Consider the following 14,330-nt stretch of genomic DNA (forward strand, 5'->3'; position numbering starts at 1 on the left):
GGTGCTCCACAAGGAGCTGGCTTGCCCGGTTCGACCTGCTGCAATGGAAAAGGGATCCCCCGCACAATGGCGGAGGATCCGATGAAAGCGTAAGTACGCCGCTTAGCCCAGAACGCGGTCGCGCTGCGACACGTAGGTGCCCGAGGAAGTCTTGATCCAGGCGGAGGAGGACTTCATCGAAGCCATGGCGCTGTCGTGGATCTTCTTGTAGAGATCGTCGCCCATGTTTTCCGCATGCACTTCCATGGAAGCCTTACCGAAGGCATCCCAGACGGAGTCCGGGAATTCCATCAGTTTCACGCCACCGGCCTGCAGACGCTGCAGTGCGGCACCGTTGTTGGCCAGGAACTGTGCCAGGTTCCACTGGTGGCATTCAGCCGATGCGATTTCGATGATCTTCTGATGCGCGGGGCTCAGGCTCTCGAATACGTCGCGGTTGGTTGCAACCGACAGACCCGCACCCGGCTCGTGGAAGCCAGCGGTGTAGTAGGTCTTGGTGATTTCCTGGAAGCCGGCTTTTTCGTCCGCCCAGGGGCCGATCCACTCGGTGCCGTCGATGGCGCCAGAGGACAGAGCCTGGTACACTTCGGAACCCGGGATGTTCTGAACGGAAGCGCCCAGTTTACCCAGTGCCTTGCCGCCCAGACCCGGCATACGGAACTTCAGACCGTTGAAGTCTTCGGGGCTGTTGATCTCTTTGGAGAACCAGCCGCCAGCCTGCGCGCCGGTGTTGCCGCCCAGGAAGGATTTCAGACCAAAGATCTGACCCAGCTCGTCGTGCAGCTCCATGCCGCCGTCGAAGTAGTACCAGTTGGACAGTTCCTGCGCGGTCATGCCGAAGGGCACGGCGGTAAAGAAGGCATAGCCCGGGTGCTGACCAACGAAGTAGTAGTCGGCGCCGTGGTACATGTCAGCCTGACCCGAGGAAACGGCATCAAACACTTCAAACGCGCCAACCAGTTCGCCGGCGGCTTTGATGTCGACAGTCAGGTTGCCATCGGACATGGCGGTGACGTTGTCTGCAACGCGCTGCGCGGCGTCAAACACGCCAGCCAGACCACGCCCCCAGGTGGTAACCATGGTCAGGGTGCGCTTACCCTGAGCATAAGCCGGAGCTGCCAGAGTGGACGCAGCAGCGGCGGTACCGCCCAGAGCGGATGTTTTCAAAAAGGAACGACGATCCATGATGTTTTCCTCCCAGATATATGGATTGCCCGCAGCATAGCCTTGGGCGGATCGGTTCGAGTGGCGTCAGCCTAGCCACGGGGCCAAACTTGTGAATACCTAGTACTGCGTAGATCGGCGCTTTTTTGGTAAGTTTCAGTCCGATTGTTGCACTAATTTTGAGCGCAGGCTTCTTTTGTTACGCAGGTGACGGCAAAATCTGCCTCAAAGCCCCCTTTGCTTTCGGATTTCGATTGCGTAACGATTCGCCTTCCCTCTCTCACAGCCGCCGGACAGCCCTATGCCCCCGTTCTCCAGCCTGTTTTCCAGCCTGTTCCGACCGAATTATGCGCAGAAACTTTCGCTGCTGGCGACGCTGCCTCTTGTGGTGGCAGTGGCTGCGATTGCGCTCTTGGTGGCCAATCAGTCCCGCGCCCTCGCCGAGCGGGAAATCAAAGCCCTAGAGCGGCAGCTGATCGAAGCCAAAAAGGCCGAATTGCGCAACTATGTCACCCAGGCCCGCAATGCCTTTTCCCATATCTATGGTCTGGCTGCGCCGGATGATGCGGATGCAAAGGAACGGGTGACGCAAATCCTTAGCGCGATGATCTACGGCCAGGACGGGTTCTTTTTCGTCTATGATTATGACGGGAACAATCTGGTCAGCCCCCGACAGACCGAGTTCATCAATCAGAACTGGCGCGGGCTTACCGACAGCCAGGGCACGCCAGTCGTGGATACCTTCATCGAGCAGGCGCGCCAAGGCGCAGGCTGGCACAGTTTCATGTGGGAAAAACCATCAACTGGCGAAGAAGCGCAGATGGTAACTTACGTCCTTGGCCTGCAGGACTGGCAATGGGCGGTCGGGACCGGCGTCTTCATCGACGATGTACTGGCCTCGGTCGCCGCCAGCCGCGCCGAGGTGGAAGCCCGGGTGCGCCGGACGTTTATCTATATCGGCGGAATTACCCTTGTTGCACTGGTCCTTGTCTTTGCATCAGGCATGGTTCTGAACATCCGCGAGCGTCGCCTTGCCGATGCCAAGCTGAAGGAACTGACACAGCGGGTTTTCGACGCGCAGGAAGAAGAGCGTGGACGCGTGGCCCGCGAGCTGCACGACGGGATCAGCCAGCTTCTGGTCGGGGTACGCTATGCGCTGGACAACACCCGGCGGCGCCTGATGCGGGGCGATCACGATGGCGCTTCGGATCCGCTCGACAAGGGCATCGAACACCTTGGCATCGCCATCTCCGAAGTGCGCCGCATCAGCCGGGATCTGCGCCCGGGAGTGCTGGATGATCTGGGCCTTGGCCCTGCGCTGAAGGCGCTGACCGATGATTTTGCGGCCCGCACTGGAATCGAAACGGATTTTACCACTGTGGTGTTCCGCAACCGGCTGGATCAGGACGCCAAGATCGCCATGTACCGCATTGCGCAGGAGGCGCTGACCAATATCGAACGGCACGCGGATGCAAGCCATGTTAGTATAGACCTGCGTGGCCACGCCCGCGGCGCCACCATGCGCATCAGCGACAATGGCCGTGGCCTGCCCCAGAAAAAGCCCGAAGGCGAGCCGGGCATCGGCCTGCGCAACATGCAAGAGCGGATCGATCAGCTTGACGGCACCTTGCGGATTCTGTCATCACGGGGCACCCAGAGCGGCACGGTGATCGAAGCAACACTCCCTTTGAGCCATCTGCTGCCTCCGGGGAACGAAGCCGCTCCGAAACGCGTGTCGTAGTGGCAGATGCAGGATCCGTATCTCTGCCGGGTCCGAAGCATATAGGCAGTTGGGGGATGGCACTCTGCTGAAAGACGGAAATTGCGAGCCTGTGCGTGTCCTGATCGTGGACGACCACCCGATGGTCGCCGAGGGCATCCAGTCGATTCTCGAAAGCTACGATGACATCGCGGTGGTCGGATCATTGACCGACGGCGAAGAAGCGGTGAGCCGCGTCGCCGAGCTGGCGCCCGATGTGATCCTCATGGATCTCAACATGCCCCGGTTGGGTGGCCTCGGCGCCACTGAAATCATATTGGAGCGCAGCCCCAGCACTCGTATCCTGATCCTGTCGATGCACGACAGCCCGGAATATATCTCTACCGCGCTCAGCCATGGCGCCATGGGATATGTGCTGAAGGACGTGCCCACCGAAGAGATTAAGGACGCTATCGACGCGGTGATGCGCGGTGAACGCTACCTCTGCACCGGCGCCGAAGGGTCGCTGAAGCCCAAGGACAGCGGCCTGCGCGAGGCGCTGACCGGGCGCGAACAGACCATCCTCTTGGAACTGGCTCAGGGCAAATCCAACAAGGAAGTTGCCCTTGCGCTCGATATCTCGGTGCGCACCGTGGAAACCCACCGCAAGAACATCAAGCGTAAGCTGGGCATTTCCTCGACCGCAGGCCTCACCCGCTATGCGCTGCAACACGGCGTTCTACAGGGCACTGGCGTCGGGCTGTAGCCCCTGCACCCCACCCCATTCCCGGGGTATGCGACACCTGCGGCTGAGTCCCTGCGGCTCGGGTTTCGGTCACATTTCCGGGAGTCCCCTTTTGAGAAATGTCGCAACGCGCCCCTTGAGCGCAAGAAAATGTCGAAAGACGGGCATTTTTGATGGGTTTGCCTGTTGACGCCCCTGCCGGCCGGTCATAGTCTGCGCTTCAACGCAAAAGAGGAGCCTGGGGTAAATGACCTCCCTAGTCGTCATTGTAGGAACCAAGCGCATGGGCCGGTAACGGTTGACCATAATCTGACCCATGCGCCTCCGACCTAGAAAATCGGGGGCTTTTTTTATGCGGAATGGACGTTGCCGCCAACTGGAGCAAAAGCAGATGACACGTGAAATGACCGGCGCAAAAATGGTTGTTCAGGCCCTGAAGGATCAGGGCGTGGACACGGTATTCGGATACCCCGGTGGCGCCGTGCTTCCGATCTATGATGAAATCTTCCTGCAGAACGATATCCGCCACATTCTGGTCCGCCACGAGCAAGGCGCGGTTCACGCCGCCGAAGGATATGCGCGTTCGACCGGAAAGCCGGGCGTCGTTCTTGTCACCTCGGGGCCCGGTGCAACCAATGCGGTGACCGGCCTCACCGATGCGCTGCTCGATTCCATTCCGCTGGTGGTGCTGACCGGTCAGGTGCCGACCTTCATGATCGGCTCGGACGCCTTCCAGGAGGCGGACACCGTTGGCATCACCCGCCCCTGCACCAAGCACAACTGGCTGGTGAAGGACACCGATAAGTTGTCCGGCACCCTGCACGAGGCGTTCCATGTCGCCACCTCGGGCCGCCCCGGTCCCGTTCTGATCGACATTCCGAAAGACGTGCAATTCGCCACCGGAACCTACACGACACCGCGCCCCTCGGCCTCGCATTACCAGCCGCCGGTCAAGGGCGATATGGAAGAGATCACCGAACTGGTGGCCGCCATCGAGACCGCCAAACGCCCGGTGTTCTATACCGGCGGCGGCGTGATCAACTCCGGCCCCGGCGCCAGCCAGCTGCTGCGCGAACTGGTGGATGCCACTGGCATTCCCGTGACCTCGACCCTGATGGGCCTTGGCGCCTATCCTGCGTCTGGCCCGAACTGGCTCGGCATGCTGGGCATGCACGGTCTTTATGAGGCCAACATGGCGATGCATGACTGCGATCTGATGATCAATATCGGCGCGCGGTTCGATGACCGGATCACCGGCCGCATCGATGCCTTCAGCCCCAAATCGACCAAAGCGCATATCGACATTGATCCTTCCTCGATCAACAAGGTGATCCGCGTCGATATCCCGATCGTGGGTGATGTGGGCCACGTGCTGGAAGATCTGCTGAAGGTCTGGAAATCCCGCGGTCGCAAGACCAACAAGGAAGCGCTGGCCAAATGGCAGGCCAAGATCTCCGAATGGCGCGCGGTCAATTGCCTGTCCTACACCCCGTCCGAAGGCACCATCAAACCGCAATACGCGCTGCAACGCCTTGAGGAGCTGACCAAGGGTCACGACCGTTACGTCACCACCGAGGTTGGGCAGCACCAGATGTGGGCGGCGCAGTTCCTTGGCTTTGAGGATCCCAACCGCTGGATGACCTCAGGCGGACTTGGCACCATGGGCTATGGTTTCCCAGCCTCCATCGGCGTGCAGATGGCGCACCCGGACGCACTGGTGATCAACGTCGCCGGCGAAGCGTCCTGGCTGATGAACATGCAGGAGCTCGGCACCGCCGCGCAATACCGCCTGCCGGTAAAACAGTTCATCCTCAACAACGAACGCCTTGGCATGGTGCGCCAGTGGCAGGAACTGCTGCACGGTGAGCGCTACAGCCACTCCTGGTCCGAAGCACTGCCCGATTTCGTGAAGCTCGCCGAGGCCTTTGGCGCCAAAGGCATCATCTGCAAGGACCCCAAGGATCTGGACGATGCGATCATGGAGATGATCAACTACGACGGTCCGGTTGTTTTTGATTGCCTGGTTGAAAAGCATGAGAATTGCTTCCCGATGATCCCCTCGGGCAAGCCCCATAACGAAATGCTGCTGGGCGAAGCCGAAACCCAGGGCGCCATTCAGGCCGGAGGTGCGGTGCTGGTCTGATCCACGCCGCTCCCCCTTCACCGAATTGATGGGCCCGGCAATCGCCAACACGGCCCGATAGGAATGAAAAAGGACAATTCCATGTCTGCCCTACACATCAAAAAAGGCGCCAGCAAACATTCGGCGTATAACCTGCGGCCCACGTTTTCCGACGTACAGGAACGTCACACGCTGGCATTGCTGGTTGAAAACGAACCCGGCGTTTTGGCCCGTGTCATCGGCCTGTTCTCCGGCCGCGGCTACAATATCGAAAGCCTGACCGTCGCCGAAGTCGATCACACCGGACACCTCAGCCGCATCACCGTGGTCACCACCGGCACCCCGCAGGTGATCGAGCAGATCAAGGCGCAGCTGGGCCGTATCGTGCCGGTTCACGAGGTGCACGATCTGACCGTCGAAGGCCCTGCGGTCGAGCGGGAACTGGCAATCCTCAAGGTCGTGAGCGATGGCGACAAGCGGGTCGAGGCCCTGCGCCTGGCCGATATCTTCCGCGCCAATGTCGTGGACAGCACCCTGGAAAGCTTCATCTTCGAAATCACCGGCGCCCCAGACAAGATCGACGCCTTTGCCGATCTGATGCGCCCGCTGGGTCTGATCGAAATCGCCCGCACCGGCGTTGCTGCCCTGCTGCGCGGCACCTGATTGCCGCACCGGGAGGACCACCTGCCCCTTCCGACCACATGTCTTGCACCGAAGATGCAAAAGGCCGCCCAATCTGGGCGGCCTTTTTGCGACGTCCGGGTCAGTAGAAAATCACAGGGCCTGCAGCGCCAAGTCCGCCTGTAACAAAGCGCTGCGTCAGACTGTTCCGACAGTACGGGGGTTACCCGTACCGCGCGGCCGTGTGCCATTTTGAGAAAGCCGGAAAGGGTATCACATTGCCTTCCGTTACCACCTCGACACCGCCAGACGCTTCAAAACTCCGCCCTGCACCTGTTGCGCGAACCTGATGATCACCCGTCACCGCTGTTGAAGCCGCTTTTGGCAGCGGTGCTGCCTCGACCAGCATCTCGGACAGGTCAGGATACCCGACGTCATCCAGAATGACCGCATTGGCTGCCAACCGCATATTGCCTTTTTCGGTCAGGTCAAACTGTACCCAATCTCCCTTGCACACCGCCGTCTGTGAGGCATCTCTGTGCCGTGAATAATAGGCAAGATCCCCCTGATCCTCACACCAAATAATTGCTTTTCCGACGGCGACATCACTCCAAAGTACATATCCGATCATGTTGCAAGCCTCGTTCGTTTATCGCTCAATTCTGGGCCAATTGGAGAGGCGCCAACATGGCAAATACTGCGTCGGACTATTGCAATTTGTGTCAGCGAGGATAGTATCCCGACGTGATTTAGAGACAACATTGACGCGATAAAGCGACAACCCATCGCAAAATGGAAATATTTGTCGCGATCAACGGTCGGGGATTGAGGCCACAATGGCTGCCATAGCAACAGCAAGAGATGACAACCGCGCCCGGCAATCGCGTTCTCCCGCAGAATTGCGCGACATGTTTGGCGCCAACCTGCGTCATCTGGCACAGCAATATCCGTCAATCTCGGAACTGTCGCGGCGCCTTGGCATCAACCGGACGCAGTTCAATCGCTACATGTCCGGCGAAAGCTTTCCGCGGCCGGACGTTCTGGACCGGATCTGCTGCTTCTTTGATGTGGATGCGCGTATCCTGCTGGAGCCGGTCGACACAGTTGGCAAACAGGACAAGATCCTGCACGGCGCCTTTCTCAATGATTTTCTGGGCCATGGGATCGAGCAGCTGAGCGAGCAAATCTTCCCCTCTGGCTATTACCGTTTTACCCGGCGCAGCTTCATCAACGGGGACAGTTTTGTCGTTGGTCTGGTGCGCGTGAGCCGCGACGGAGGCGGCGTCGCCTATATCAAGGGTTTTGAGGCCAAGGATGCGATGCGGTTTCAGGGCCTGCCCGAAGACCCGGCATCGCGTGAGTTCCGCGGCGTGCTCAGCTGCCACGAGGACGGCGTCGCCTTTCTGATTTCACGGCGCCGTGCAATGACCTTTTCCTTCAACTATCTGGCGCGTGTGGCCTCGCTTGAAAACAATTTCTGGGTTGGCTACGTGGCCCGCACCGTGCGCGAAAGCGGCGATGAGCGGGTCACCCGGATGGTCTATGAATACCTCGGCCGCGACATGGGGCCTGCGCTGGCCGTGGCCCGCAATGCGGGCTTTGTGAGCGAAGAGGACCTGCTGCCCTACCACCGTCGCCTGCTGCGCATCAACGAACCGTTCTCCTGACCAGGGACGCCCTGCCGCCCTAGGTCGGTGATGTGGCGAGCCGGTAGATGTGCCAAGTGGCGTGGCCAAGCAACGGCAGCACCACCAGCAGACCGGCAAAGGCGGGCAGCATGGCCGCAAAGGTCAGCACCGCAATCAGCACCGCCCAGAGCATCATCAGCGCAAAATTCTGCTGCACATAGGTAAAGCTGGTGATCATAGCTGTGACAAAATCCACCTCTCTGTCCAGCAGCAGCGGCAGAGAGATCACCGTGATCATATAGAGCAGCAACGCGAACAACGCGCCAACAACCGTTCCGACTGCCAGCATCGTAAGCCCCTCGACCGACAGGAAGACATCCAGAGAGGTGGAGATATTGGTCATAGTGGACAGCCCCAGAAACAGGGCAAAGATCATGTGGCCAAGGAAAAACCAGAACAGAAACACCACAATGATGATGGCGCAGATCGACGGCAGCTGGCGGCGGCTTTGCTGCAGAACCACCCCCAGAATGGCCCGGGCGTCCATCGCCTGCCCCTGTTCGCGCCGGTGTGAGACCTCATAAAGCCCCACCGCCGCAAAGGGACCGATCAGCGGAAACCCGATGGCCGCCAGCACCAGCCAGAAGGTGGTGCCGGTCTGCGCGGTAACCCAGGCCATCGCCCAGCCCGCCAAGACGTAAAACCCGGCAAAGAACAACCCGTATCCGGGTTTTGCCAGGAAATCCGCCCAGCCGCGTCGCAGCGCCTCGCGCAGGATCCCTGCGGTCATCGGCTGCATTTCCGGTACACCAAATGCCTTTTCTGTCATCGAAACGCTTCCTCCCCGAAACGTTTCCCCTCCCCCGGGTCCTCCTTAACCCTGTGGAGGGGCGTTTTGCGGCCATTGCGTGGCCGCGTGATACTGCTGGCCCAGTGCCAGGATATTCTGATCCTGCCCCTGTGCGCCAAAGATCTGAATGCCCATCGGCAGGCCCGCCTCGCTGAACCCCGCAGGCGCGCCAAGGCAGGGCAGCCCCAGCAGGCTGACCGGCACCACCACCTGCATCCAGCGGTGATAGGTGTCCATCTCAACGCCTGCGATCTCGCGCGGGTAATCGATATCGACAGGGAACGGCCAGCATTGCGCCGTCGGCAGGATCAGGGCGTCGTAGTCCTGGAACAGCCGCGCTGCGGCCCGCTGCCAGTCAGAGCGCGCGTCAGACGCCTCCTGCACCTCTTGCGCTGTCATCGAAAGGCCGCGCTCCAGCTCCCAGATGGCAGTGTCCTTCAGATGCTCGCGGCGATCGTTGAACACCCGCAGCCCCGCTGCAACGGCAAAGGAGCGCAGGGTGATCCAGGCCTCCCAGATGCGTTCCGCCGGGAACGGCGGCGCCACGGCTTCAACCGTATGCCCCAAGTCTTCGAACGACTTGGCTGCCGCCTCGCATAGCTCAAGGATTCCCTGCTCCATCGGAAAGGCCCCGCCCCAGTCGCCAAGCCAGCCAATCCGCATCTTTTCGATCTCCGGCAGCGGCATCACCGGAGCCCCACCCGAGGCCAGCGGTTGACGCGGGTCCGGCCCGCTCATCACGTCCAGGAGCAGACCGATATCCTCGGGGCTGCGCGCCATCGGTCCAAGGGTCGCCAGAGGGTGCAGGAAGACGTCTCCCTTGGGTTCTGACGGCACCCAGCCCCAGGTCGGTCGGAAGCCGTAGACATTGTTCCAGCCAGCCGGGTTCCGCAGGGATCCCATCATGTCGGATCCATCCGCCAGCGCCACCATCCCGGCGGCCAACGCCACCGCTGAGCCACCGGAAGAGCCGCCACAGGTCCGCGTGGGATCAAATGGGTTGTTGGTCGCGCCATAGACCGGGTTGAAGGTATGGGAGCCAAGGCCGAATTCGGGGGTATTGGTCTTGCCGATCAGGATCGCCCCCGCCGCGCGCAGGCGCGATACGAACAGCTCATCCTCGGTCGGGACAAAATCCTTCATCAGGGGGGAGCCTTGGGTCGATGCGATGCCTTTGACGTTGGCAAGATCCTTGATCGCCATCGGCAGCCCGTGCAGCGGACCCAGCGGTACATTGGCGGCGCGCATCGCGTCGGCGCGGCGCGCCTCTTCCATCAGCTCTTCTGCCGGGCGCAGTCCCACGATGGCGTTCAGATCCGGGTTCACCGCCTCGATCCGCGCCAGGGTATGCTCCATCAGCGCGGCGGCAGTCAGGCTACCATCTTGCAATTGGGCCAGAATATCGCTGGCAGAGCTGTAATCTGTCATAGTCGGCGTGACTCCGTTCATTTGTTAAACAGAGCCTAGCCGCAGATTTTTACAAAGGAAAGCCGTGACTTGCCCCGAGGCTAACCTCGGGTCACCCTTAGGCCGCCGGATTACTCCGCCTGCGCGTCCGCGCGGCTCTTGCCGGACACGTTCATCGCCAGTGTCGCCGCCATGAAGCCGTCCAGATCGCCATCCAGAACGCCCTTGGTGTCAGAGGTTTCATGCCCGGTGCGCAGATCCTTGACCATCTGGTAGGGCTGCAACACGTAGGACCGGATCTGGTTGCCCCAGCCCGCGTCGCCCTTGTTCTCGTGGGCTTCGTTGATGGCCGCGTTGCGACGGTCCAGCTCCAGTTGATACAGGCGCGATTTCAGGGCCTTCATGGCGATATCGCGGTTCTGGTGCTGGGATTTTTCCGAGCTGGTCACCACGATCCCGGTGGGATGGTGGGTGATCCGCACCGCCGAGTCGGTGGTGTTAACGTGCTGACCGCCCGCACCGGACGAACGGTAGGTATCGATACGGATATCCGCCGGGTTCACTTCGATGTCGATATTGTCGTCCACCACTGGGTAGACCCAGACCGAACAGAAGGAAGTGTGACGCTTGGCAGCTGAGTCATAGGGTGAAATCCGCACCAGACGGTGCACACCGCTTTCGGATTTCAACCAGCCATAGGCATTGGGGCCGGAGATCTTGTAGGCGGCGGATTTGATGCCTGCCTCTTCACCAGCGCTTTCGGATTGAAGCTCGACCTTGTAGCCTTTCTTCTCGGCCCAGCGGACGTACATGCGCGCAAGCATCGAAGCCCAGTCGCAGCTTTCAGTGCCACCCGCGCCCGCATTGATTTCGAGGAAGGTATCGTTGCCGTCCGCCTCGCCGTCCAGCAGCGCCTCCAGTTCCTTTTCGGCGGCCTTGTCCTTCAGCGCCTTCAGAGCGTCCTCGGCGTCGGTGACGACCTCCTCGTCCTCTTCCATCTCGCCAAGCTCGATCAGCTCCATATTGTCGGCCAGATCCTGCTTGATGCCCTTGTAGGTATCAATCGCATCGACCAGCATCTGACGCTCGCGCATCAGTTTCTGCGCCGCTTCGGGATCGTCCCACAGTCCCGGATCCTCGACCCGGGCGTTGAATTCCTCCAGCCGGAACTCCGCAGTTTCCCAATCGAGCCGCTGGGCGAGAAGCTCCAGCGATTTTTCAATCTCGGTCACGATATTCTGGGTTTCAGCGCGCATCTTGGGAGTATCCTGTCATGACGTTCAGGCTGGCGTGATAGCCCAGAGACCAAGGCAGAACAAGGGTCTGCGCCTGTCCATCGTCAAGCAGTGCGCATAGGCGGCCGACAATCGCGCCCCGCGCGCAATACCCCCGTCAAAGCCGGTGCCCGCAAAGGCACAGGCGGGCGGTCAGTAAAGGCCGCCCGAACTGATGGTGCCAAAGCTGGCCTTTGGCCCCAGAACCGCGGTTCCACCGCTTGAGGTGGTAACCTTGCGCCCGGATTGTTCGACCTCTTCGATCAACGGCAGGCTGGAGCCCATGGCAAAGCCGCCATCGAAGGTCATGCCAAAGATCGGCTCAGCCCCGTCGCGGAAGTATTCCGCCACCACATAGGCACCCGAAGCATCATCCGGCAAAGGCGCGCCGGTATAGCGGTCGATCTTGATGAAATGGCCGCCTTCGGGCACTTCGAAGGGACCGCCGCCGAATTTTTCGACAGCCTTGGTCATGAACTGCTGGAACACCGGCCCGCACATGGTGCCGCCATAGGCGCCACGCCCCATCGGGCGGGGCTGGTCAAAGCCCATGTAGCAACCCGCAACGATATTGGAGGTAAAGCCGACGAACCAGACATCGCGCGAATCGTTGGTGGTGCCGGTTTTGCCCGCGGTGGGCACCGGCAGGTTGATCACGCTGGAGGCGGTGCCGCGGTCGACAACCCCCTTCATCATCGAGGTCAGCTGATAGGCGGTGATCGGATCCATCACCTGTTCGCGGTCGGCAACGATACGCGGTGCCCGTCCAGGCTCCAAGGAAGCCACGGCGCAATCTACGCAGTCGCGGTCATCGTGGCGGTAGATCGTCTTGCCAAAGCGATCCTGAATGCGGTCCACAAGGGTCGGCTGCACCCGCTGGCCGCCATTGGCGAACATCGCATAGGCTGCCACCATTTTGTAGAGCGTGGTTTCCTCGGCCCCCAGCGAGTTGGCCAGATAGGTGCCCATATTGTCATAGACGCCAAAGCGTTCCGCATAGCCCGCGACCACCGGCATGCCAACCTCTTGCGCCAGTCGGATGGTCATCAGGTTCCGGCTCATCTCGATCCCTGTGCGCAGCGGCGTCGGACCGTAGAACTTGTTACTGGAGTTCTTGGGCCGCCACAGACCCTGCGGCGTGTTGATCTCGATCGGGGCGTCGACGATGATCGTCGCCGGGCTGTATCCACTGTCCAGCGCCGCCGCATAGACGAAGGGCTTGAAGCTGGACCCAGGCTGTCGCTGCGCCTGGGTGGCGCGGTTGAACACCGAATGCTGATAGGAGAACCCGCCCTGCATCGCCAGAACGCGGCCCGTGTTCACGTCCATCGCAACGAAACCGCCCTGCACTTCGGGGACCTGCCGCAGCGACCAATGGCTAAAGGCATCGTCTTTCATCTCGGCGCGGACCAGCACCACGTCTCCACGGGTGAAGTTGTCCTTGAAATTGCCCTTCATCCACTTGATGTCAGAGCGCGGCACGCTGCCGGTTTCGGCAACGCCTTCTACGCCAACGGTCAGCGACCGGTCGGCCACTGTCAGCACCACGGCAGGCAGCCATTTCCCACCCAGGTCGATGTCGCGGGACACATCGGCTTGTCCCAGCGCCTCGCGCCAGGTCTCTTCGGAGGCGAGTTCCTCTTCGGTGAGGGTTACCCCTGTGCCCTTCCAGATCCCACGCGAACGGTCATATTTCTCCAGACCTTTGCGCATCGCCAGCGCGGCCTCTGTCTGCATTTCCTCGTCGATGGTGGCGCGGACGGTGAAACCACCGGTAAAGAATTCGCCTTCCCCAAAGTCCTGCGACAGCTGGCGGCGGATTTCATCGGTGAAATAATCGCGCGGCGGCAGAGCGGTACGGAAGCTTTCGAAATCGCCGTTCTGAACCGAGCGCAGCGGCTGTTCGACCTCCACCTTGTAGACGTCTTCGGAGATATAGCCGTTCTCGTACATCTCGCGCAGCACGTAGTTGCGCCGGGCCAGCAGCCGGTCCTTGCGCCGAACCGGGTGATAATCCGACGGCGCCTTGGGCATGGAGGCCAGCGTGGCAGCTTCGTGCGGGGCCAATTCGCCAAGGGTCTTGTTGAAATAGGTCTGCGAGGCCGCCGCGACCCCGTAAGAATTCTGCCCCAGGAAAATCTCGTTCAGATAGAGCTCAAGAATTCGGTCCTTGTCGAGCGTTTCCTCAAGCCGGGTGGCGAGGATGATTTCCTTGATCTTGCGCTCGGCCTTACGGTCACCGGACAGAAGGAAGTTCTTCATCACCTGCTGGGTGATGGTCGAGGCACCGCGTACGTTGGACCCGCGCGAGCGAACCGCTTCAATCGCGGCGGCAGCAATACCACGGGCATCATAGCCGGCGTGGGAATAGAAATTCTTGTCTTCGGCAGAGATGAAGGCCTGCTTCACCAGCGCCGGGATCTCGTGCGACGGGGTGAACAGGCGGCGTTCTTCGGCGAATTCGTCGATCAGTTGCCCTTCGCCCGAATAGATCCGGCTGATGGTCGGGGGCTGGTATTGCGCCAGGGATTCGTGGCTGGGCAGGTCGCGCCCATACATCCAGAAGACCGCGCCAATGGTCAGTGCAACCACCGCCACGCCAAGCGTGATGGTACTGAAAATGGAGCCGAAGAAGGATAGAATGAACCTGAGCACGGAATAAAGCCTCTCTCGCACGGTCCCGCCTATATAGAAGCCCCTGCGAATGGGGTCAAAACGGGAAGCGGCGAATATATGCCGCCGGTATCAGGAAAACCATAGAGGATTCGACGCCAAAGCAACAGGCGTGGTTGCATGCGAACCATGGGTCGGCACCTGCGC

General features: G+C 60.6%; 11 protein-coding genes. 5 read left to right on the forward strand and 6 right to left on the reverse strand.

What is annotated here, in order from left to right; all coding sequences use genetic code 11:
- Positions 1-102 precede the first annotated feature (102 nt).
- On the reverse strand, positions 103-1,185 hold the full coding sequence (locus JL2886_RS02630; RefSeq protein ID WP_065270601.1) for a TRAP transporter substrate-binding protein: 1,083 nt from the start codon (positions 1,183-1,185) through the stop codon (positions 103-105).
- 280 nt (positions 1,186-1,465) lie between these two features.
- On the opposite strand from JL2886_RS02630, the gene JL2886_RS02635 reads away from it, so the two are divergent.
- From JL2886_RS02635 to ilvN, 4 genes are all read left to right on the forward strand, one after another.
- Positions 1,466-2,905, forward strand: coding sequence for a cache domain-containing protein (locus JL2886_RS02635; RefSeq protein WP_065270602.1), 1,440 nt, complete (start codon positions 1,466-1,468; stop codon positions 2,903-2,905).
- Positions 2,906-2,996: 91 nt separating this feature from the next.
- Entirely contained in the window at positions 2,997-3,629 is a 633-nt protein-coding gene (locus JL2886_RS02640) for a response regulator transcription factor (RefSeq protein WP_274833384.1), read from the forward strand.
- 370 nt (positions 3,630-3,999) lie between these two features.
- Positions 4,000-5,751: an acetolactate synthase 3 large subunit gene (locus JL2886_RS02650; RefSeq protein ID WP_065270604.1), complete on the forward strand. Its 1,752-nt coding sequence runs from the start codon at positions 4,000-4,002 to the stop codon at positions 5,749-5,751.
- Between the two features lie 81 nt (positions 5,752-5,832).
- The gene (gene ilvN, locus JL2886_RS02655) at positions 5,833-6,393 is read left to right on the forward strand and encodes an acetolactate synthase small subunit (protein ID WP_065273495.1); all 561 of its coding nucleotides are present in this window, start codon (positions 5,833-5,835) and stop codon (positions 6,391-6,393) included.
- Between the two features lie 181 nt (positions 6,394-6,574).
- On the opposite strand, the gene JL2886_RS02660 is transcribed toward ilvN, so the two are convergent.
- A complete protein-coding gene (locus JL2886_RS02660) occupies positions 6,575-6,982 on the reverse strand; it encodes a hypothetical protein (protein ID WP_065270605.1) in 408 nt (135 codons plus the stop codon).
- Positions 6,983-7,259: 277 nt separating this feature from the next.
- Here JL2886_RS02660 and JL2886_RS02665 point away from each other — a divergent pair, with 277 nt between their 5' ends.
- The gene (locus JL2886_RS02665) at positions 7,260-8,018 is read left to right on the forward strand and encodes a helix-turn-helix domain-containing protein (RefSeq protein WP_065270606.1); all 759 of its coding nucleotides are present in this window, start codon (positions 7,260-7,262) and stop codon (positions 8,016-8,018) included.
- 19 nt (positions 8,019-8,037) lie between these two features.
- Here JL2886_RS02665 and JL2886_RS02670 read toward each other — a convergent pair whose 3' ends face one another.
- The 4 genes from JL2886_RS02670 to JL2886_RS02685 all read right to left on the reverse strand — a co-directional run bounded on the left by JL2886_RS02670 (position 8,038) and on the right by JL2886_RS02685 (position 14,165).
- Complete coding sequence (locus tag JL2886_RS02670; protein WP_065270607.1) at positions 8,038-8,808, reverse strand: DUF2189 domain-containing protein; 771 nt, start codon at positions 8,806-8,808, stop codon at positions 8,038-8,040.
- A 45-nt stretch (positions 8,809-8,853) separates the two neighbouring features.
- Positions 8,854-10,257 (reverse strand): amidase, encoded by a 1,404-nt coding sequence (locus JL2886_RS02675; protein ID WP_116560281.1) that lies wholly within the window; start codon positions 10,255-10,257, stop codon positions 8,854-8,856.
- A gap of 110 nt (positions 10,258-10,367) precedes the next feature.
- Entirely contained in the window at positions 10,368-11,492 is a 1,125-nt protein-coding gene (gene prfB, locus JL2886_RS02680) for a peptide chain release factor 2 (RefSeq protein WP_065270609.1), read from the reverse strand.
- Positions 11,493-11,663: 171 nt separating this feature from the next.
- Positions 11,664-14,165 (reverse strand): penicillin-binding protein 1A, encoded by a 2,502-nt coding sequence (locus JL2886_RS02685; protein WP_065270610.1) that lies wholly within the window; start codon positions 14,163-14,165, stop codon positions 11,664-11,666.
- Positions 14,166-14,330 lie beyond the last annotated feature (165 nt).

This window comes from Phaeobacter gallaeciensis, from assembly GCF_001678945.1.
Taxonomy (GTDB): Bacteria; Pseudomonadota; Alphaproteobacteria; order Rhodobacterales; family Rhodobacteraceae; genus Phycobacter; species Phycobacter gallaeciensis_A.